Source organism: Sphaerisporangium sp. NPDC051017, assembly GCF_040683095.1.
In the GTDB taxonomy this organism is placed as follows: domain Bacteria; phylum Actinomycetota; class Actinomycetes; order Streptosporangiales; family Streptosporangiaceae; genus Sphaerisporangium.
On the sequence record NZ_JBFBCI010000017.1, the window covers coordinates 83,196 to 103,007 of the forward strand.

At 70.7% G+C, this 19,812-nt stretch carries 19 protein-coding genes; 10 read left to right on the top strand and 9 right to left on the bottom strand.

Translation table 11 applies throughout. The features are described 5' to 3' along the window. Positions 1–81: 81 nt before the first annotated feature. On the bottom strand, positions 82–699 hold the full coding sequence (locus AB0M95_RS16600; RefSeq protein ID WP_363764758.1) for a hypothetical protein: 618 nt from the start codon (positions 697–699) through the stop codon (positions 82–84). A gap of 170 nt (positions 700–869) precedes the next feature. Here AB0M95_RS16600 and AB0M95_RS16605 point away from each other — a divergent pair, with 170 nt between their 5' ends. Then, a complete protein-coding gene (locus AB0M95_RS16605; protein WP_363764761.1) occupies positions 870–2,036 on the top strand; it encodes a hypothetical protein in 1,167 nt (388 codons plus the stop codon). 48 nt (positions 2,037–2,084) lie between these two features. On the opposite strand, the gene AB0M95_RS16610 is transcribed toward AB0M95_RS16605, so the two are convergent. Genes AB0M95_RS16610 through mca form a run of 3 tightly spaced genes read right to left on the bottom strand, consistent with a single transcriptional unit; the run spans position 2,085 to position 3,650 of the window. Further along, complete coding sequence (locus AB0M95_RS16610; protein ID WP_358519814.1) at positions 2,085–2,459, bottom strand: GNAT family N-acetyltransferase; 375 nt, start codon at positions 2,457–2,459, stop codon at positions 2,085–2,087. Continuing rightward, positions 2,456–2,719, bottom strand: a complete 264-nt coding sequence (locus AB0M95_RS16615) for a hypothetical protein (protein WP_363764880.1) — start codon at positions 2,717–2,719, stop codon at positions 2,456–2,458. The genes AB0M95_RS16610 and AB0M95_RS16615 overlap by 4 nt, the downstream gene beginning before the upstream one ends. Positions 2,720–2,765: 46 nt before the next feature. Further along, on the bottom strand, positions 2,766–3,650 hold the full coding sequence (gene mca, locus AB0M95_RS16620) for a mycothiol conjugate amidase Mca (RefSeq protein ID WP_363764764.1): 885 nt from the start codon (positions 3,648–3,650) through the stop codon (positions 2,766–2,768). Positions 3,651–3,782: 132 nt separating this feature from the next. Between mca and AB0M95_RS16625 the strand changes: the two genes are divergently transcribed. The 3 genes from AB0M95_RS16625 (at position 3,783) to AB0M95_RS16635 (ending at position 6,364) form a co-directional block, all read left to right on the top strand. Continuing rightward, a complete protein-coding gene (locus AB0M95_RS16625) occupies positions 3,783–4,220 on the top strand; it encodes a DUF4307 domain-containing protein (RefSeq protein ID WP_363764767.1) in 438 nt (145 codons plus the stop codon). Between the two features lie 90 nt (positions 4,221–4,310). After that, the gene (gene greA, locus AB0M95_RS16630; protein WP_358519226.1) at positions 4,311–4,811 is read left to right on the top strand and encodes a transcription elongation factor GreA; all 501 of its coding nucleotides are present in this window, start codon (positions 4,311–4,313) and stop codon (positions 4,809–4,811) included. 224 nt (positions 4,812–5,035) lie between these two features. Beyond that, on the top strand, positions 5,036–6,364 hold the full coding sequence (locus AB0M95_RS16635; RefSeq protein ID WP_363764770.1) for a C40 family peptidase: 1,329 nt from the start codon (positions 5,036–5,038) through the stop codon (positions 6,362–6,364). An 18-nt stretch (positions 6,365–6,382) separates the two neighbouring features. On the opposite strand, the gene AB0M95_RS16640 is transcribed toward AB0M95_RS16635, so the two are convergent. Continuing rightward, entirely contained in the window at positions 6,383–6,985 is a 603-nt protein-coding gene (locus AB0M95_RS16640) for a TetR family transcriptional regulator (RefSeq protein ID WP_363764773.1), read from the bottom strand. Between the two features lie 64 nt (positions 6,986–7,049). Between AB0M95_RS16640 and AB0M95_RS16645 the strand changes: the two genes are divergently transcribed. The 4 genes from AB0M95_RS16645 (at position 7,050) to AB0M95_RS16660 (ending at position 12,486) form a co-directional block, all read left to right on the top strand. After that, positions 7,050–7,628: a hypothetical protein gene (locus AB0M95_RS16645; RefSeq protein ID WP_363764775.1), complete on the top strand. Its 579-nt coding sequence runs from the start codon at positions 7,050–7,052 to the stop codon at positions 7,626–7,628. Positions 7,629–7,997: 369 nt separating this feature from the next. Further along, positions 7,998–9,809: a phosphoenolpyruvate carboxykinase (GTP) gene (locus AB0M95_RS16650; RefSeq protein ID WP_363764778.1), complete on the top strand. Its 1,812-nt coding sequence runs from the start codon at positions 7,998–8,000 to the stop codon at positions 9,807–9,809. A gap of 343 nt (positions 9,810–10,152) precedes the next feature. Beyond that, positions 10,153–10,914 carry an isoprenyl transferase gene (locus AB0M95_RS16655; RefSeq protein ID WP_358519236.1) on the top strand — a complete coding sequence of 254 codons (762 nt, stop codon included), beginning with the start codon at positions 10,153–10,155 and terminating at the stop codon, positions 10,912–10,914. 300 nt (positions 10,915–11,214) lie between these two features. Next, complete coding sequence (locus tag AB0M95_RS16660; protein WP_358519816.1) at positions 11,215–12,486, top strand: PhoH family protein; 1,272 nt, start codon at positions 11,215–11,217, stop codon at positions 12,484–12,486. A gap of 15 nt (positions 12,487–12,501) precedes the next feature. Here the strand turns inward: AB0M95_RS16660 and AB0M95_RS16665 are convergent, their stop codons facing one another. The 3 genes from AB0M95_RS16665 to AB0M95_RS16675 are packed head-to-tail and all read right to left on the bottom strand — an operon-like array spanning position 12,502 to position 15,157. Further along, entirely contained in the window at positions 12,502–13,056 is a 555-nt protein-coding gene (locus AB0M95_RS16665; RefSeq protein ID WP_363764782.1) for a hypothetical protein, read from the bottom strand. After that, positions 13,053–14,486, bottom strand: a complete 1,434-nt coding sequence (locus tag AB0M95_RS16670) for an ATP-binding protein (protein WP_363764785.1) — start codon at positions 14,484–14,486, stop codon at positions 13,053–13,055. Before AB0M95_RS16670 ends, AB0M95_RS16665 begins: the two co-directional genes overlap by 4 nt. Next, positions 14,483–15,157 (bottom strand): response regulator transcription factor, encoded by a 675-nt coding sequence (locus AB0M95_RS16675; RefSeq protein ID WP_363764787.1) that lies wholly within the window; start codon positions 15,155–15,157, stop codon positions 14,483–14,485. Before AB0M95_RS16675 ends, AB0M95_RS16670 begins: the two co-directional genes overlap by 4 nt. 304 nt (positions 15,158–15,461) lie before the next feature. Here AB0M95_RS16675 and AB0M95_RS16680 point away from each other — a divergent pair, with 304 nt between their 5' ends. Both AB0M95_RS16680 and AB0M95_RS16685 read left to right on the top strand, forming a co-directional pair. Next, a complete protein-coding gene (locus tag AB0M95_RS16680) occupies positions 15,462–16,181 on the top strand; it encodes a lytic transglycosylase domain-containing protein (protein ID WP_363764790.1) in 720 nt (239 codons plus the stop codon). A gap of 126 nt (positions 16,182–16,307) precedes the next feature. Then, positions 16,308–18,305 carry a glycosyltransferase family 2 protein gene (locus AB0M95_RS16685; protein ID WP_363764793.1) on the top strand — a complete coding sequence of 666 codons (1,998 nt, stop codon included), beginning with the start codon at positions 16,308–16,310 and terminating at the stop codon, positions 18,303–18,305. Here AB0M95_RS16685 and AB0M95_RS16690 read toward each other — a convergent pair. Further along, the gene (locus tag AB0M95_RS16690; RefSeq protein ID WP_363764796.1) at positions 18,278–19,714 is read right to left on the bottom strand and encodes a class II fumarate hydratase; all 1,437 of its coding nucleotides are present in this window, start codon (positions 19,712–19,714) and stop codon (positions 18,278–18,280) included. The genes AB0M95_RS16685 and AB0M95_RS16690 overlap by 28 nt on opposite strands. Between the last annotated feature and the right edge of the window lie 98 nt (positions 19,715–19,812).

The window sequence follows — 19,812 nt, forward strand, 5'->3', positions numbered from 1 at the left end:
CCTCCGGGAGCCCGGTGCCAATACAGCGATCAGACCGCGTCGGGCCCGCGGTCTGATCGTTCGATCATAAGTGTGCCCAGGTCAGGCGCTTGGACGCCTCTCCGGCGAAGTGTCGGATTTCTGGGTGGCGGCGGCGTTGCGCGACGCCGTGGCGCCGGTGCTGCGCGAGGACGTGCTCCCGGTGGCGCGCGTGGACCGGGGCGTGGTGCCGGTCGTACGTGACGCGGCCCGCGTCCCCGCGCGGGAGGTCGTCGCGCGCGTGGTGCCACGCGTGGACCTGCCGCCGGTGGTGGTGGTCCGCGCGCCGGTGGTCGTGGACGGCCGCGCCGCCGCTTCGGACGGCTTGCGCTCGGCCCCCTTGGCCGCGGCGGCGCAGGCGCGCTGGGCGATCAGCGTACCGGCCCCGATTGCGGCGGCCACGGGCCACTCCAGCAGGCCGACGGCCGCGAGCAGGCCGAGCCCGCCGTAGTAGGCGATGCGCTCGGGCGGCGGGAGGAAGGTCCTGGCGGTCTCCATGGCCCGGTTCATTTCCTGGCCGCGGCGCCGTGTCCCGCCCATCAAGCGCGGCATTCTCGGCATGTGGGGCCGGTGGACGCTCACGCTGACGACCGGCGTGTCCATACTGAACAGGTCGCCATCGTGTTCGGCCGCCGACGGCGTGCCTGTTCGACCGGTGCGTGACGTCTGGGTCACGGTCATAGCCCCCTCCTCAAGGTGCGAGGAAATACCTCATTTCACCTCCTGCCCAGCTCAAGGGCCATCACAAGGGCCTTTCATCCCGTCCTTCCAAATTCTTGGTCAAGCGGGAAGGCCGCCTCCGGGGCGCGCTTCGTGCCAACCGAGGGTGTGACGCTGTCGCGTTCGCCGCCATGAGCGTAATCTCAGAGGGCGTGAGGCTGGATCTCGACTTCGTGTGTGAGTACGCGGGCCGCCCCCCGGGCCGCCTGACCAGGCGGGACATCGCGCGGGCCCTGCTCGCCGTGCCCACCGGCCAGGCGCTGGTGGCCCTTCCCGACCTCCGCCGGGCGATGCTGGCGGCCGGTAACCCGCTGTCGGCCCGGTTCTGGGACTCGGCGAAGGCCACCCTGGCGTCCATCGAGATGGGCGTGGCCACGGTGGGGGACGTCCAGCGGTGGCTGGAGGCGACCGGCACCGAGCCGATCCTTATCACCCGCGCCTACTTCGTCTGGCCCGAGGAGGGCGAACGCGGGCCGGTGGCCTCGGAGCTGCACGACCGGCTCGTCGCCCACCTGGAGGACCAGGTCGCCGGCGGGCACATCGACCCCGACCGCCTCGCGACCGGCGACACCGCAGCCCGCGAGGTGTACGAGGACATCCAGGACCGCTGGCTGATCTCGCCCCTGCCCGACGGCCGGGTGCCCGGCTCGGCGGTCAACGACGAGCTGGAGGAAGGGCTGTTCGCCACCTGGGACGAGGAGGAGGCGTTCGCGCTCAGCGAGCTGCGGCGGGTGCTCGCCGACCTGCCCGAGCCCGACCTGCCGTCCGACGACCTGCGGGACGCCGCGCGGCGGCTGCGCGTCCTGCTCGACGAGCCCGGCTACCCCGGCTCGGTGCTCAGGGCCTGCGCCGGCATCGACGACGAGTCGCTGCCCGAGAACGACACCGAGCTGTGGCTGACGGTGGCGGCGGGCATCGCCAGCCCGGTCTCCGACCTGCAGGACGAGGACGCCCACCAGTTCTGGAACCTGCAGGCCGAGCTCAGCGAGGAGGACGCCGCGCTGGCCGCGCTGTGCACGATCCACCACGCCGACTGGCTCGCCGCCGTGACGGCGCTCGTCCGGCGCGGGCCCGGCGTCCTCGCCTCCCCGGAGCGGATCGCCCGGTTCGTCGCCGAGTCCGAGGACATCGACGTCGAGATGGACGACCCCGAGGACCTGCGGACCACCGAGGAGCTGTTCACCTCGGTGATGCCGCTGTGGAAACGACTCGGCATCGTGGACCAGCGGGGGATCCTCACCCCGCTCGGCTGGTGGGGCCTGCCGAAGGCGCTGGAACTGGCCTGGTCCCCGAGCTGAGCGTCCGAGCCCGGCTCTCGTCTGGCCCCGGGTCGTGGCCGGCGCGGGTCAGTGAGCCGGTGCGGCGGCCTCGGCCTCCGGCGGGTTCTCGGCCAGCAGGTCCTGGTACTCCGGGTGCCGCTCGATGTAGCGCGCGACGAAGGGGCAGAGCGCCACGACCTTCAGGCCGGTGTCGCGCGCGCCGTCGAGCGCCACGCGGATCAGGCGGCTGCCGAGCCCGTGGCCCTCGTACTCGTCGCCGATCTCGGTGTGCGTGAAGATCATTCGATCGGCGCGCAGGCGGTAATCGGCGAACCCGGCCAGATTTCCGTCGACCCGGATCTCGAATCGCCTGGCCTCGGCGTTGTCGGCGACTTCGACCGCATGCTCCATGGACGGCTCCCTCTCAGGTAGGACGGCCTCGGGGGTGGGACGATGCCTCAGTGGGTGCCGTCGGCCCTGCGCCCGGACCCGGACTCGCCGGGCGTGGACGCGGACTCGGGCCCCGGCGCCGGCTCGGACGCCTCGCGCTTGGCCAGATCTTCCTCGTGCGGAACCTCGATCTTGGAGATCTGGCGGTTCATCGACTTCACCAGGAAGTACAACGCGACGCCGATGGCCGCGACCACCAGGAAGCCGAGGAGCCCGGGCCCGACCGGCGCGGCCGGCGCGGCGGCGGCCGCGAGTGCGGTGAAATCTGTCACCCGTCAAGTCTGCCACCCGGTGGCCGAGCTCCCGTCAGTACCTCCGTCAGTGGCGGGCGGACGCGACCTCGTCGGTGTGGATGCCCGCGAACAGGTCCTTCTCCGGCAGCTCGGTGTCGACCAGCGAGCGGGCCAGGTGGTAGTCCTCGGTGGGCCAGACCTCGCGCTGGAGGTCGCGCGGGCACACGAACCAGGTGCCGTCCGGGTCGACCTGGGTGGCGTGGGCGAGCAGCGCCAGGTCGCGCACCTCGAAGAAGTCGCCGCAGTGGACGCGGGTGGTGACCTCCCACTTCTGCGGGCGGTCCTCCCAGCGGGAGATCCAGTCGGCGTACGGGGAGCCGATGCCGCGGTCGGTCATGGCCGTGTGCAGGGCCTCGAACCGGGCCCGGGTGAAGCCCATGTGGTAGTAGAGCTTCAGCGGCTGCCACGGCTCGCCCAGCTCCGGGTAGCGGTCCGGGTCGCCCGCCGCCTCGAAGGCCACGACCGAGATCTTGTTGGTCATGATGTGGTCGGGGTGCGGGTAGCCGCCGTCGTCGTCGTAGGTGAGGATCACCTGGGGCCTGAACTCGCGGACGGCCTTCACCAGCGGGGCCGCCGCGACCTCGACCGGCTGCAGCCCGAAGCACCCCTCGGGCAGCGGCTCGTTCTCGTCCTCGGGCAGGCCGGAGTCCACGAAGCCGAGGAAGGACTGCCGCACGCCGAGGATCTCGCGGGCCTTCTCCATCTCCTGGCGGCGCACCTCGGTGATGTTCTCGAGGATGTCGGGCCGGTCCATCTTGGGGTTCAGGATCGAGCCGCGTTCACCGCCGGTACACGTGACGACCAGCACGTCGACGCCCTCGGCGGCGTAGCGGGCCATCGTCGCGGCCCCCTTGCTCGACTCGTCGTCCGGGTGCGCGTGTACGGCCAGCAACCTCAGGGGTGCAACCACGGCTCGGTCTCCTCAAGTGTCCAGGACAGCTCTCAAGAGAGGTTATTTTCTCTTGGGGCGGCGCGGAGGGCGGTCGCCCCGCGGGGGACAATTGTCTCGTGCAACGTCCGGAGACCGCTGGGAGATTCCGCCATGTCCGAAAGAGGTACCGGTTCGCGTGCGGACGGGCCGGTGCTGGGCACCCCTGACTCCTTCAGGGAGCGTCCCGGACGAGGCGGGCGGGTCGGGCGATCCCTGTTCTTCGCGGTCGTCGCCGTCATCGTGGCCGCGGCCATGGGCGGCTGGGGCTATGTCATGATGTCCGCCAAGGGGAACCCCGAGGTGCTCACCGAGGTGATCGCCTTCGAGGTCGAGGGGCCCGGTTCGTTGACGGTGACCTTCCAGGCGCACAAGCCGGCCGACCGCGAGGCGGAGTGCCGGCTGCGGGCGACCGACACCGAGCACGTCGAGGTGGGCACCAGAAGCGTCACCCTCCCCCGCGGGCAGTCCGATGTCCGGCTGACCGAGCGCGTGCAGACAAGCGCGCGCGCGACTTCGGGCGACGTGCAGTACTGCTATCTCGTACAATGAGACTTTTGGGAAAGCGTTCGGGGGCGGGTTATTTGTTAGTCTCCCCCAATTCGAACGCTCGCAACTCTCACGAGTACGCAAGGAGAACCCGTGGTCGACTCCCGCGAAGAGAACGTCACCTGGCTGACGCAGGAGGCGTACGACCGTCTGAAGTCGGAGTTTGAGTATCTCTCGGGACCCGGGCGTGTCGACATCGCCAAGAAGATCGAAGCCGCCCGCGAAGAGGGCGACCTCAAGGAGAACGGCGGTTACCACGCCGCGAAGGAGGAGCAGGGCAAGATGGAGGGCCGCATCCTCCAGCTCCGCCAGCTTCTCGACCAGGCCAGGGTGGGCGAGGCCCCCCGGGCCGAGGGCGTTGTCGGCCCCGGTATGACCGTGACGATCCGGTTCGACGGTGACGACGACGAAGTGACGTTCCTGCTCGCCTCGCGTGAGGAGAGCGGCGCGCCGATCGACGTCTACTCGCCGAAGTCGCCGCTCGGTGCCGCGATCAACGGCAAGAAGATCGGAGAGAAGGCCACGTACACGATGCCCAACGGCAGGTCGAACACCGTCGAGATCCTCGAGGCCGTCCCCTACATCGGCGGCTGAGCGCGGGCGGGGGCGCCGTTTCTCGCGGAGTTCCGTGGCTTCCCATAGCTGCCCCGGGCCTGGCCCAGACGACCTGGCCCAGGCGACTTGGTCTAACTTGGTCCGCCGGAGCATGGCTCCGGCGGACCAAGACTGTTTAGGGTGAACTCCGGACATCGGCGACAGAGTCCGCAAGAATCAGGCATTGACCGGCTTGTGCTGAGATCAGGCTGTATGGGGGGAACGTGCTCGATCGGCGACCGCGTGGCTCGACCGTCGTCCGAAAGAGCCTCGTCCGCGTGCTGAGCGGCGTCCGTGACCAGCTCGGCGGCGCGCTCGCGGAGGTCCGCGAGGACCTGAGCTTCCACCCCGGTCTCCAGCCCACGCCGCGCCGGCTCCCGTCCCGGTGGCTGCGCCGTACGGTGCCGCTGATCGCGGTGGGGCTGGTCACCATCCTCGCCGTCGACCTGGTGGTCATCGGCGAGCTGAACAAGCGGCAGCCCGACGTGGTGGCCGCGACCGCTCCCCGCGACTCGGTGCCCCGGCGCGAGGGGTACGTCGCCGCGGCCGGCGAGCTTCCCGTCGGGCCCGCGAGGCCCACGGTGGCGCCGCTGGCCGGGCTGCGCGCGCCCGACCTGTTCGTGGTCTCGCGCCGCACGCTGCCGGGGTCCGCCGTCCGCGCCGTCAACGCGTACAAGGGCGTCAAGTCCGTCGAGGTCACCGACGCGGCCGACGTCATGATGGGCGGCAAGCGCGTGCAGACCATGGGCGTGAACCCCTCGACGTTCCGCGCCTACACCCCGCGCTCCACGGCCAGGTCGGACGCGCTGTGGAACAGCGTCGCCGCCGGGGACGTCGCGGTGTCCTTCGTGCTCGGCAGCGACGGCGGCGTGGTGCTCGGGTCGACGCTCGACGCGGGCGGCACGAAGATGCGCGTCGGCGCGTACGCGACCATGGGCATGGGCCTGATCAACGCCGTGGTCTCCCAGCAGACCGCGCGCGCCCTCGGCATCCCCGAGGGCAACGCGATGGTCGTGAGCGCGCCCGGGGTCGACCTGGAGAAGCTGCGGCTGGCGATCCTCAAGGCCCTGCCGAAGGGCACCCAGGTCGCGCTGATCAACCCGGTGCTCGCGCGTCCGACCCAGGCCCGCACCACCTGGCCGGTCAGCGCGTTCATGTCGCCCGACCAGATCCGCGTCGCGCTCACCGCCGCCGCGAGCAAGCTCGGCCGGCCGTACGTCTGGGGCGCCGAGGGGCCGGACACCTTCGACTGCTCCGGGCTCGTGCAGTGGGCGTTCGGGCAGGCCGGGGTGCGGATGCCGCGGGTCACCCACCAGCAGTGGGTGACCGGTCCGCAGATCCCGCTGGCCCAGGCCCAGCCCGGCGACCTGCTGTTCTGGCGCAGCGACCCCACCAACCCGGGGTACATCTCGCACGTCGCGATCTACTGGGGCGACGGCAAGATGCTGCAGGCGCCGCGCACCGGCGACGTCGTGAAGATCTCGCCGATCTCGACCAGGAACCTCGCCGGGGTCGTGCGGGTGAGCCCATGGGTGGCCGCCCGCGTCCGCTGACGCGCCGCCCGCGGGTGTTCAGGGCTGGAGCGGCATGCCCCGGCCCAGGAAGACCAGCACCTCGTCCATCAGCTCGGCGAGGGGCCGCGCGCCCTCCAGTTCGACCCAGCGCTCGACGGCGACGATCCAGGCGCCCATGACCGCGCCCGCGAACACGCGCACCTCCATGTCGCCGGGGGAGCGGCCGGTGCGCCGGGCGGCGACGTCGGTGAGTATCGTCATGCTGGCGATCTGGCCCTCCACCATGCGGGAGCGCAGCGCCGGGATCGACCAGATGAGCTGGATGCGCCGCAGGATCGTCTGCTCGTCCTCGGCGAAGACCTCGGTGAAGACCTCGCTCACCGCCTTCCGCACCGCCTCCAGTGGGGAGAGGGACGCGGGCTGCCGCAGGTACGCCTCGGCGATCAGGGGGTCGTAGTCGTCCTGGATGACGACGTCTTCCTTGGTGGGGAAGTAGCGGAAGAACGTGCTGGGCGAGACCTCCGCGGCCTCGGCGATCTGCTCGATCGTCGTGGCGTCGTAGCCCTGCTCGGCGAACAGCCGCATGGCGTGGTCCTGGATCGACCGCCGGGTCTTGGCCTTCTTACGCTCACGAAGGCCGGTGTGCGGAGGTGAGCTCATCTCCCAATTGTGGCGTGACCGGCGGCCATGGCGCTCCCGGCGTCTCCGATCGCTCTCACCGTCGATGACCACCGTCGCCCTGCCCCTTGATGGTGCGGTGTTGAGGTGTAATCTCGATTACATGGATACGGACGAATCAGTGATCATGTCATGGTTCACCGGGCGACTGCCCGAGCAGTGGTTCGGCGGGCGGCACGAGTTCGTCATCGACCGCGAGGAGATCGCCGTCGTCGGCACCCTGCCGGTGCCGGCCGCGGCCGAGGAGGCCACCGGGGCCGAGCGGGCGGCGCTGCTGGACGGTCACATCCAGCGCTTCCGCGAGGAGACCCGCGAGCGGCGTATCGAGATCGCACGGGAGGCCGAGCACCGCTTCCGCCGCAAGGTCTCCTGGGGGGTCTCCTGCGGCGGCGAGACAGTGATGTTCACCACCCTTTCCATCCCCGTCATGACCCGCCTGCGCCAGCAGGAGCGGCGCGTGCTCGACACGCTCGTCGCGGCGGGCGTCGCGCGCAGCCGCAGCGACGCGCTGGCGTGGTGCGTGCGGCTCGTGGGCAGCCACACCGACACCTGGCTCGCTGACCTGCGCGATGCCCTTCAACACGTGGATCGCGTGCGTTCCGAGGGTCCTGATCTGAATACGTGAATTGGACTGAACCAATGAGCCGAGAGGATTAGACCACTCGAATTGGCCTATACCAATGCGGGCCCCGGAACCCGGTGGGCAGTGCCCCCGGCGGCCGGGGCCCGCACTTTTAACCCGGTAAAGCGTGGGTAGACTGCCCGGCACCATGCGCGGCCCTCTGCCTGCTACGACACCAAGATCGGCGTGGCGGGCGGTGGCACGGCGGGTGCCCTGGAATTTCGTGCGGCGGAAACGAAAGTGAAATACGCGGGACCGATCTCCCTTTTTTGAGGGTGCTTGAACCTCCGTTTCACCGACTGGTCTACGCCAATTGGATTCGGGGCGATTCGTCGTTGAAGATGTTTGGCCTAAGAGTAAGGAGCCGGCCCAGTGGCAGTTTCCATTGATTCCATCGAGACGACCGCGCCGACCTCCTGCGCGGAGCTGGTCGCGTGGGTGCGGGAGATCGCCGAACTGACCCGTCCGGACCGCGTCGAGTGGTGCGACGGCTCGGAGGCCGAATGGACGCGGCTGACCAACCTGCTCGTCGAGCAGGGCACCTTCACCCGCCTCACCAAGCGCCCGAACAGCTTCTACGCCGCCTCCGACCCCTCCGACGTGGCGCGCGTCGAGGACCGCACGTTCATCTGCTCGGAGGACCCCGAGGATGCCGGGCCGACGAACAACTGGATCTCGCCCAAGGAGATGCGCGCGACCTTCGACGACCTGTTCAGCGGCTGCATGCGCGGGCGCACGATGTACGTCGTGCCGTTCTGCATGGGCCCGCTCGGCGGGGAGATCTCGCAGCTCGGCGTCGAGATCACCGACTCGCCGTACGTAGCCGTCTCCATGCGGATCATGACCCGCATGGGCGAGGAGGCCCTGCGGCTGATCGAGGAACGCGGGGAGTTCGTCCGCGCCGTCCACTCCGTCGGGGCACCGCTCGCGCCCGGGCAGCGGGACGTGCCGTGGCCGTGCAGCCCGACCAAGTACATCAGCCACTTCCCCGAGACCCGGGAGATCTGGTCGTACGGCTCGGGGTACGGCGGCAACGCGCTGCTCGGCAAGAAGTGCTACGCGCTGCGCATCGCGAGCGTGATGGCGCGGGACGAGGGCTGGATGGCCGAGCACATGCTCATCCTCAAGCTCACCCCGCCGTCCGGGCCGGCGCGGTACGTCGCCGCGGCCTTCCCGTCCGCCTGCGGCAAGACCAACCTCGCCATGCTGCGCCCGACGATCCCGGGCTGGAAGGTCGAGACGATCGGCGACGACATCGCCTGGATGCGCTTCGGCGAGGACGGCCGCCTGTACGCCATCAACCCCGAGGCGGGCTTCTTCGGGGTGGCGCCGGGCACCGGGCAGACGACCAACGCCAACGCCATCGCGACGCTGTGGGGCAACAGTATCTTCACCAACGTCGCGCTGACCGACGACGGCGACGTGTGGTGGGAGGGCCTCACCGACGAGCCGCCGGCGCACCTCACCGACTGGCGCGGGCGCGACTGGACCCCGGACTCGCCCGAGCCCGCCGCGCATCCGAACGCCCGCTTCACCACCCCGGCGTCCCAGGCGCCGACGATCGCCCCCGAGTGGCGCGACCCCGAGGGCGTGCCGATCTCGGCGATCCTGTTCGGCGGGCGGCGCGCGACGGCCGTCCCGCTGGTGACCGAGTCGTTCGACTGGCGGCACGGGGTGTTCCTCGGGGCGAACATCGCCTCGGAGAAGACCGCCGCCGCCGAGGGCACGGTGGGCGAGCTGCGCCGCGACCCGTTCGCGATGCTGCCGTTCTGCGGCTACAACATGGGCGACTACTTCGGCCACTGGATCAAGGTCGGCACGATGACCTCGCCGGAGAAGCTGCCGCGCCTCTACTACGTGAACTGGTTCCGCAAGGACGCCTCGGGCCGGTTCTTGTGGCCGGGCTTCGGCGAGAACATCCGCGTGCTGAAGTGGGTCGTCGAGCGCCTGAACGGCGAGGCGGACGCCGTCGAGACGCCGATCGGGCTGCTCCCGGCCGAGGGCGCGCTCGACGTCGAGGGACTCGGCCTCGGCGAGGAGCAGCTCGGGACGCTTCTGTCGGTGGACCGCGAGGTGTGGCGGCGCGAGGCGGAGCTGATCCCGGACTTCTTCGAGACGTTCGGAACCCACCTGCCCCGGGAGCTGTGGGAGGAGTACCGCTCCCTGGTCGCCCGGCTGGACTGATTTCGGGGGAGGTTTGGGGTGTTATGTCCGAGATGAGGTGGCTAGTGTAATTCTTATGCCTCATCGCGTAGGTCATCCTTGACCGTGCCACTCGGGTCGCCCGCGCCCCGTTCGCGGCTCCGCGCGCCGTCCGCGCGCGGAGGTGGCACGCGTGCGCCGCACGGACCGGACCCCGGCCTCCCTCTCCCGGTGCGACCTTTGTGGCGGCGATGTGAAGACATCGTGAAGACGCCTTCCCCGCGCGGTCCGGTGGCCGAAGCTGGGGACGGGCGAGCGCCCGGGCACGTGATAATTGCGTGTTGTCAACGTCCGGATGCGGACGGGCGGCGAAGGGGAGGCTTCCATGGGCGTGCGCGACCTCGTGTACCGGCTGTACGAGCGCCGTCTCGAGTCGAAGCTGTCCTCCGACCAGATACCCCGCCACGTGGGCGTCATCGTCGACGGCAACCGCCGCTGGGCCCGGGCGATGGGCCTGCGCGACGTCAGCCACGGCCACCAGAAGGGCGCGGACAAGATCTCCGAGCTGCTGGAGTGGTGCCGCGAGGCGGGCGTCGAGATCGTCACGGTGTGGCTGCTGTCCAGCGACAACCTCTCCCGCCCCAAGGAGGAGCTCGACCAGCTCGTCGAGATCATCGAGGACACCGTCCAGGAATGGGTCGCCGGCGGCTGGCATATCAACCCCGTGGGCGCTTTGGACCTCTTGCCCGACAGTACGGCGAGAATTCTCAAAGAAGCGAAAGAAGTGACATCACGACGTCCTGGCCTGATTGTGAACGTTGCAGTTGGGTATGGAGGAAGACGTGAGATCGCTGATGCGGTGCGCTCCCTCCTCCAGGAGCACGCCAGCAAGGGCGCGAGCATCGAGGAGCTTGCCGAGGTCCTCGACGTCGAGCACATCGCGGAGCATCTCTACACGCGCGGCCTCCCCGACCCGGATCTCCTCATCCGGACCTCGGGAGAGCAGCGGCTCTCCGGCTTCATGCTCTGGCAGAGCGCCCACTCCGAGTTCTACTTCTGCGAGGCCTACTGGCCTGACTTCCGCAGGGTCGACTTCTTGCGGGCGCTTCGCTCGTATGCCGCGCGGCACCGACGGTACGGCAATTGAAACACGCGGTGAAATACATCTATCTCAGCCGTTCACGCTGTTGGGCCGGAGAACTTCACGACGTACCGTAGACAGTAGGCAGTTCGATACGGCCTACTTCGGGAGAGGGTCCGCCTTGCGTCGCCACACGACGAGGAGGGCCGGTATCCGGCGTCGCCTCGCGGGTGCGCACGACCGGGCCCGGTCCGTTCACCACCTCATCTGGCAGGGCGCTCAATCCTGGCGCCCGGGGGAGAACGCGTGGCAGTGTCCTCGAGCAACCCGTCCACCGAATCCGGTGCGTCGTCCAGGCGCACCTACATTGTGGACACCTCTGTCCTCCTGTCCGACCCGGCGGCGATGAGCCGCTTCGCCGAACACGAAGTCGTCCTACCGATCGTCGTCATCACCGAGCTGGAGGCCAAGCGCCATCACCCGGAGCTGGGGTACTTCGCCCGCAAGGCCCTCCGCTTCCTCGACGATCTGCGGGTGCGGCACGGCAGGCTGGACGAGCCCATGCCGATCGGCGAGGGCGGCACCATCAGGGTTGAGCTCAACCACAGCGATCCCGCGATCCTCCCGGCCGGATTCCGGCTCGGCGACAACGACACCCGCATCCTGACCGTGGCACGGTCCCTCGCCGCCGAGGGCAGCGACGTCGTGCTCGTCTCCAAGGACCTCCCCATGCGGGTCAAGGCCGCCTCGATCGGCCTCTCCGCCGAGGAATACCGCGCCGACCTGGTGGTGGAGTCCGGCTGGACCGGCATGCACGAGCTCCAGGTGACGACCGATGACATCGAGGGGCTGTTCGAGAACGGCAATCTGGAGCACGAAGAGGCCCGCGAGCTGCCCACCCACACAGGCCTGCGCCTGCTGTCCGCCCGCGGCTCCGCCCTCGGGCGCGTCCTGCCCGACAAGTCCGTCCGGCTGGTGCGCGGCGACCGCGAGGTGTTCGGCCTGCACGGACGCTCGGCCGAGCAACGCATCGCCCTCGACCTGCTCATGGACCCCGAGGTCGGCATCGTCTCCCTCGGCGGGCGCGCGGGCACCGGCAAGTCGGCCCTGGCCCTGTGCGCCGGCCTGGAGGCCGTCCTGGAGCGCCGCCAGCACCGCAAGGTCATCGTCTTCCGCCCCCTCTACGCGGTCGGCGGCCAGGAACTCGGCTACCTGCCGGGCACCGAGAACGAGAAGATGGGCCCCTGGGCGCAGGCCGTGTACGACACGCTCGGCGCCGTCACCACGCCCGAGGTGATCGAGGAGGTCCTCGACCGGGGCATGCTGGAGGTCCTGCCGCTCACGCACATCCGCGGTCGCTCGCTGCACGACGCGTTCGTCATCGTGGACGAGGCCCAGTCGCTGGAGCGCGGCGTCCTGCTCACCGTGCTGTCGCGCATCGGCGCCAACTCGCGCGTCGTGCTCACCCACGACATCGCCCAGCGTGACAACCTGCGCGTGGGACGGCACGACGGCGTGGTGGCCGTGGTCGAGAAGCTCAAGGGTCACCCCCTGTTCGCCCACGTCACGCTGACCCGCTCCGAGCGCTCGCCGATCGCGGCCCTGGTGACCGAGATGCTGGAGGACATCACCCCCTGAGCCGGGGCGTCCGCGTCACGGCGGGAGGTTCACGCTGGGGGCCGCGAGATCGTGGTACTCCTTGCAGGTGTGCTCGCCGAGCGCCAGCGGCCCCTTGGGCGTCGTCTGAGTGATCTTCACGGCCCAGATCTCCTCGCGCAGCCGCGCTGTGCAGGTGATCTGGGCCATCGCCGTCCTGCCGAGCCGTCCCGGCCCGTTGACGATCACGTGCAGGCGCAGGCCCACGGGGTTCTCCGGGTCGTTGCGCACGCCGCTGTCCACCCCGTACCGGCCGACGACGCTCTGCTCCAGCCGGAAGCCCCGCAGCGCCGTCCCGAGGCCGTCCCCCGGCTGCCTGCCCACCTCGAACAGGGCCGTGACCAGATCCTCGACGGCCGGTGACGCGGTGGTCACGTTCTTCGGCGCGAGCCTTCCGTCCCGCAGCAGGTAGATCGTCGCCGCCGCGCCCCGGGCGCTGATCACCGGCGCGAGCCCGTCGTCGTCGACCCCCGTCGGGTCCACCCCGCAGGCCGCCGCCCCGGCCAGGGCCAGCGCCGCGACGGCGCACGTCAGGGCTCTCCGGGCGCTCATGGGTGGGGGATCCAGACGGTGAAGCGGGTCCCGGGGTCGCACAGCTCCACCCGGATCGTGCCGCCGTGCAGCTCGGCGTTGGCCTTGGCGATCGACAGGCCGAGCCCGCTGCCCTCGCTGCGCGCCCGTCCCGCGCCCACCTTGTAGAACCGCTCGAAGACGTGGGGCAGCGCCTCGCGCGGGATGCCCTGGCCCCGGTCGCGCACCCTGACCTCCAGCCCGCTGCGCAGGCGCCGCGCGGTGACGCTCACCGGCGGCGCGCCGTGGATGAGGGCGTTGCCCACCAGGTTGGCCACGATCACGTCGAAGCGGCGCGGGTCCAGGGAGAACGACAGCCCGCGCGCGACCTCCAGCCGCACCCGGCCCGTCCAGCCGCGGATCTCCAGGCAGTCCGCCAGCGCCACGCCCACGTCCACGTTCTCCCTGACCAGCACGGCCGTGCCCGAGTCCAGCCTGCTCGCCTCGATGAGGTGCTCGACCAGGACGCGCAGCCGGTTGATCTCGCGCACGACGATGTCCACGGCCTTGCCGGCGTCCGGGGGAAGGCGCTGCGCCTCCTCGGTCAGCATGTCGGTCACGGCGGTCATCGCGGTGAGCGGCGTGCGCAGCTCGTGGGAGACGTCGGCCACGAACCGCCGTGACATCGCCTCCAGCGCGCGCAGCTCCGACACCGTCTGCTCCAGCGCGGAGGCCGTGTCGTTGAACGTCGCGGTCAGCCCGGCCAGCTCGTCGCGGCCGTGGACGGGCAGGCGCGTGTCCAGGCGCCCAGCGCCGAGGGCCCGCGCGGCGTCGCCCAGCCTGCGCACGGGCAGCAGGACGCTGCGCGCCGACACCAGCGCGACGGTCAGCGCGATGGCCAGGGTGATCCCGGACGACTGGGCGAGCGCGGTGCGCAGCCGCGCGAGGACGCCGTCCTCCTCCTTGAGCGAGACGAAGACGAACACCGTCATCCCGGTCGGCCGCACCGCGCCCGTCTTGGTCAGCCGGTGGACCTGCGTGCCGATCAGCAGCCAGGGCTCGTTCCGGATCAGCAGCCGCTGGTGGACCAGGCGGGAGGCGGCCTTCAGGCGCAGCTCGACCGGCACGTCGTCCAGGCCGAGCGTGGTTCCGTTGCTGAGCCGCTCGCGGTCGCCGTACTTGAGGATCACCTGCCGGTCGGGACCGTCCAGCGACTCGGCCAGGTTGGCGAGGTCGTTCTCCGACACCGCCGAGGCGGGCCACAGCAGGTCGCTGGTGCCGATGGGGATCGATATGCGCTGCAGGATGTCCCGGACGTCCGAGATGGCGCCGTTCTCGGCACGTTCCAGGAGCGCGCGGCGGACGAGCTGGTACCCGATGCCCGCGACCAGCGCCGAGGCGGTCACCGCCACGAGGATGAAGGTGATGACCAGCCGCGCGCGCAGTCCCGTGGGGCGGCGGCCGACGTTCACGGCGGGCTGAAGCGATACCCGAATCCGCGGACGGTGTGGATGTACACAGGCTCGGCGGGGACGGGTTCGATCTTGGCGCGGATGCGCTGGACGCAGGCGTCGACCAGCCGCGAGTCGGCCACGTGGTTGTGGTCCCAGACGGCGCGCAGGAGGTGCCGGCGGTTGAGCACCTGGCCGGGGTGGCGGACGAGTTCGAGCAGCAGCCGCAGCTCGGTGGGGGTGAGGTGCACCTCGCGGCCGGAGAGGGTGACCTTCAGCGCGCCGCGGTCGATCACCAGGTCGCCGAAGCTGATGCGGTCGGAGGAGGCGGACTCCAGACGGCGCAGGACGGCGCGGATGCGGGCGTCCAGCACCCGGGGCTCCACCGGCTTGACGACGTAGTCGTCCGCGCCCGCCTCCAGGCCGACCACCACGTCGAGGTCGTCGCCGCGGGCGGTGAGCAGGATGATGGGGAGCGAGTCGAGCCTGCGGATGCGGCGGCACACCTCGACGCCGTCGATGCCGGGCAGCATCACGTCCAGGATGACGATCTCGGGGCGGCGGGCGCGCACATGGTCCAGGGCCTCTTCCCCGGTCGCGTAGGCCGTGACGGAGTGGCCCTGCCGCGTGAGGGCAAGCTCTAGGCCCGTACGGACGGAGGGGTCATCTTCAACCAGGAGGATGCCGGCCATCCGCACATTATTGCTGAAAGTCCGATATCCCCTTCTCTGTCATGGAACTGTGACGCGGTGCCGACGCGACCCCGACACCCGTCATGCACGCTGGGCCCTGGAATGTGTCGGCGTCCCGCCGCCCTCCGGTGCGGGGATCCGGAGGGCGGATCACGGGGGCGGTGTGAGGTAAGTCACATTATTTGCGAAAAGCGCACGTTACTGGCCAGTCAGGTCATGTAACGGTCAAATAACTTCCACGTTCCGGTTGCGAAGTACCCCCCAAGTCAAGGCAAGCTCATAGGCCGTGAGCTCAGGTCAGCAATTGCGCGACAAACGAGGCGGACCGGACGACGCAGACGTCCGTCCTCCCCGCGGCCGCGCCCGCCCGAAATCGGCGCGCGGGTCCTGGATCACCCCCAAGCGCGTCGCCGGCATCGGGCTGACCCTCGCGGTCGTCGCGGCCCTCGGCGTCTTCACGGTCAAGACCATGAAGGAGAACGAGGCCGCCGCCGCGAACCCGCTCTCACTCGACGACCTCACCCGCATGGCCAACGACCCGTTCGCGCCCGACGCCAAGACCGACGCGCTCAAGGCCGCCGCCGCGCAGGCCCAGCGGGCGCGGGCCATGAAGGACGCCCGCGAGCAGGACGGCCCCGAGTGGGACTCGGTGAAGATCGTCAAGGAGGCTCCGGGAGGCGGCGGCTTCACCCCGCAGGCGTTCCCGCCCGGCTCCAAGCCCGACCCCGGCAGCAACAAGGCCATCGGCCAGAAGATGGCCGCCGCCAAGGGCTGGACGGGCGAATGGGGCTGCCTCGAGAAGCTCTGGGACAGAGAGAGCCACTGGAACGAGCGCGCCATGAACCGCAGCAGCGGCGCGTACGGCATCCCGCAGGCCCTTCCCGGCAGCAAGATGGCGAGCGCCGGCGGCGACTGGCAGGTCAACCCGGCCACGCAGATCGCCTGGGGGCTGGGGTACATCGCGGCCCGCTACAAGTCGCCCTGCGGCGCCTGGGCGCACTCGCAGTCCACCGGCTGGTACTGACGCCTTTCCCGTGATCCACCGGCCCGCGCGTGGTGTCCAGACGGGCGCGAAACTCTTGGTCAGAGTTGTTCGAGGTTTCGGCAAGCCTGACCATCCGCCGGGGGTGTCCGGCGCACGCTTGCCCACATGGGTGTCAAGGTCAGCGTGGTCGTACCGGTATCGGAGCCGGGGCCGGACGACGACGCGTTCGACGCGTGCGTGCGCTCGCTCCTGGAGCAGACCATGCCGTCGGACGAGTACGAGGTCATCTTCGCCGACGACCGGTCCGGGGACGGCACGCGCGAGCGCCTGGACGCGGTCGCCGCCGTCCGGCCCAACGTGCGCGTCCTGCACCTGGAGCACGCCGGGACGCCGGCGCGCGGCCGCAACGTGGGCCTCGCCGTGGCGCGCGGCGAGTACGTCTACCTGCTCGGCCAGCGCGACCGGCTCGAACGCGTCGCGCTGGAGATGATGTACCGCGCGGCCGTCGAGGCCGACGCCGACATCCTCATCGGCAGGCTCGTCCGCGGCGACAACCCGCCGCAGCGGGCCTTCAGCCGCAACCGCGAGCGCGCCGACGTGCTGCGCGACCGTCTGCTCGCGCTGCCCACCGCGCACAAGCTGTTCCGCCGCGCCTTCCTCGAAGCGCGCGAGATCCGCTTTCCGGACATCGAGCCCGAACTGTCGGAGCAGGCGTTCGTCGTCGAGGCGTACCTCACGGCGAAGGTCATCGCGATCCTCGCCGACCAGATCTGCTGCCACCTCGGCCCGCCGAACGAGCGCCGGCCCGACCCGGTGGCGTACGCCGCGGGCCTGCGGGCGATCCTCGCCATCGTCGACGCGCACAGCGACCCCGGCGACCAGCGCGAGCGGCTGTACGCGCACGTGTTCCGCGCGGGCGTGCTGCGCCTTCTCGGGGGACGGCACCTGCTGTCGGCCCGCTCCGACCAGCGCGCGGCGCTCTTCGCCGAACTGCGCGCGCTGACCGCCGAACGGTTCCCCGAAGAGCTGGACCGCCATCTCCCGGTCCATCTTCGTGCCCGGGCGGTTCTGGTCAGATCCGGTGAACTCGGGCGTCTGGTGGCCCTCAGCGACGCGTCCAGGGGCATTTCCGTCCGTGCCGAGCTGCGCGAGGTGCGCTGGGACGAGGACGCCCTGATCATGGACCTCGCGGTCGAGCTCCTCGGCCCCGACGGCGCGCCCATCACCTTCCGGGCAGACGGCGACCGCCTGTACTGGACACCCCCCCTCGCCGGGCTCGACCTCCCGGCGCCGCTGGCCGACGTCACCGAGGCCGTCGCCCGCGCCCGCATGGAGGTCTACATCCGCCACCAGGACTACGGGCTGATCTTCTTCATCCCCGTCCACGGCGAGGTGTGCCGCGCGCGGGAGGGCGACCGGGTGCGCGTCTGGGCCGTCGGACGGGCCCGGCTCGACGTCGGCGCCGCCGCGCTCGGCCGCCCGCTGCGCTCGGGCGAGTGGGAGGTGCACGTGCGCATGTACGGCGGCGCCCAGCAGGCGCGCACCCGCGTCGCCGGTCGCCGCGGCGCCCAGCTGAGCTGCGTCGGCGTCCTCGCCGGACGGCCGCGCAGGCTCGTCATCCCCTGCTGGTCGGAGCAGCGGGAGCTCAGCGTGTGCGTCGAACCCCGCTCGTTCGCCGAGTCCATCGTCCTGGTCTCGCCCGGCGCCTCGGTCACCCACCGCGAGGGCAACATATTCGTCGTCCTGCCCGTCCCGTACGTCCCGCCGAGCGGCGGGCCGCCCGCGGAGCTGGTCCTGCGGCAGCACGCCGGCCGGGGACGGGTCATCACCGTGCCCGCCCTGGTCGAACCGGGCGTACCCGGACGCTTCCCCGGCCAGCTCGTCGCCAAGGTCCCCGTCCGCCGCCTTCCCAGCGAGGGGCACCTCGGCAACGGCCTGTGGACACCCCACCTGCGCGTCGACGGCAAGGAGTCGTCCCTGCGCTTCACCCTGGAGATGGCCCGCGGCCGGGCCAGGATCCAGGCGACCGGCGAACCCGCCGCGCTGGCGGTCCGCCGCTCCGCGCTCGGCAAACTGCTGTCCCACCTGCCCGGCGGCAAGTACCCCCTCCGCTTCGCCCAGGCCCTCCAGCAACGCTACCTGCCGTCCCCTCCACCGGACTGAGCGTCCTCGGGCTTCGGCGGCTCGGGAGGGGCGGTCATGGAGAGGACGTCGAGCAGGTCGTCGAGCCGGGCTTCGGTGAGCTTGCCGTTCTCGAGGTGGCCGCGTTCGATGACCACCTGCTTGATGGTCTTGCGCTCCTTGAAGGCCTGCTTGGCGATGGCGGCGGCCTCCTCGTACCCCACGTAGCGGTTGAGCGGGGTCACGATGGACGGCGAGGACTCGGCGTACTCCCGCAGGCGCTCGGTGTTGGCCGTGAGCCGGTGGACGCACTTGTCGGCCAGCAGCCGGGACACCGCCGCGAGCAGCCGCGTGGACTCCAGCACGTTGCGGGCGATGACCGGCATCATCACGTTCAGCTCGAAGGAGCCGGACGCGCCCGCGAACGTGACGGCCGCGTCATTGCCGATCACCTGGGCCGCCACCATGCACACGGCCTCGGGGATCACCGGGTTCACCTTGCCCGGCATGATCGACGAGCCGGGCTGGAGGTCGGGCAGGTTCAGCTCGCCGAGACCGGCGCGCGGGCCCGAGCCCATCCACCGCAGGTCGTTGGCGATCTTGTTGAGCGAGACCGCGACCACGCGGAGCTGCCCGGACAGCTCGACCAGCGCGTCCCGGGCGCCCTGGGCCTCGAAGTGGTCCCTGGCCTCGGTGAACGGCAGCCCGGTGGCCTCCCGGAGCTTCTCGATGACCTGCCGCGCGAAGCCGGGCGGGGTGTTGATGCCCGTCCCGACCGCCGTCCCGCCCAGGGGCAGCTCGGCCAGCCGGGGCAGCGTCGCGCGCAGGCGGGCGATGCCGTTATCGACCTGGGTCGCGTAGCCGCCGAACTCCTGGCCGAGCGTCACCGGTGTCGCGTCCATGAGGTGCGTACGCCCGGCCTTGACCGTCTTGCCGAACACGTCCGACTTCTGGCGCAGCGCCACGGCCAGGTGTTCGAGCGCCGGGATCAGCTCGTAGACCACCTCCACCATCGCGGCCACGTGGATCGACGTCGGGAACACGTCGTTGGAGGACTGTGAGGCGTTGACGTGGTCGTTCGGGTGGACCGGCCGGTCGAGGCGCTCCTCGGCGAGCGTGGCGACCACCTCGTTGGCGTTCATGTTGGACGAGGTGCCCGAGCCGGTCTGGAAGACGTCGACGGGGAACTCGTCGTTCCACTCGCCCTCGGCGACGTCGGTGGCGGCCTCCGAGATGGCCTCCGCCATGCCGGCGTCCAGCACGCCCAGCTCGCCGTTGACCTCCGCCGCGACCGCCTTGATCAGCCCGAGCGCCGCGATGTGGGCGGGTTCGAGACCGCGCCCCGATATCGGGAAGTTCTCCACGGCCCGCTGCGTCTGCGCCCGCCACTTGGCCGCCGCCGGGACGCGCACGTCGCCCATTGAGTCATGTTCGATCCGGAAATCCTCCATGACCCCAGTCTTGCCCCAAGAGCCGCAAGGTGCGCCGACCCGGGGTGGCCTGGGCCTGCTCTAGGAGCTTCTGGATGGGGTGATCCTGGCTAGGAGAG

Coding starts and splice junctions, on each gene's coding strand:
- AB0M95_RS16600 (WP_363764758.1), bottom strand. CDS start 699: ATGACCGTGACCCAGACGTCACGCACCGGTCGAACAGGCACGCCGTCG.
- AB0M95_RS16605 (WP_363764761.1), top strand. CDS start 870: ATGAGCGTAATCTCAGAGGGCGTGAGGCTGGATCTCGACTTCGTGTGT.
- AB0M95_RS16625 (WP_363764767.1), top strand. CDS start 3,783: ATGTCCGAAAGAGGTACCGGTTCGCGTGCGGACGGGCCGGTGCTGGGC.
- AB0M95_RS16640 (WP_363764773.1), bottom strand. CDS start 6,985: ATGAGCTCACCTCCGCACACCGGCCTTCGTGAGCGTAAGAAGGCCAAG.
- AB0M95_RS16645 (WP_363764775.1), top strand. CDS start 7,050: ATGACCACCGTCGCCCTGCCCCTTGATGGTGCGGTGTTGAGGTGTAAT.
- AB0M95_RS16655 (WP_358519236.1), top strand. CDS start 10,153: ATGGGCGTGCGCGACCTCGTGTACCGGCTGTACGAGCGCCGTCTCGAG.
- AB0M95_RS16665 (WP_363764782.1), bottom strand. CDS start 13,056: ATGAGCGCCCGGAGAGCCCTGACGTGCGCCGTCGCGGCGCTGGCCCTG.
- AB0M95_RS16675 (WP_363764787.1), bottom strand. CDS start 15,157: ATGGCCGGCATCCTCCTGGTTGAAGATGACCCCTCCGTCCGTACGGGC.
- AB0M95_RS16685 (WP_363764793.1), top strand. CDS start 16,308: ATGGGTGTCAAGGTCAGCGTGGTCGTACCGGTATCGGAGCCGGGGCCG.
- AB0M95_RS16690 (WP_363764796.1), bottom strand. CDS start 19,714: ATGGAGGATTTCCGGATCGAACATGACTCAATGGGCGACGTGCGCGTC.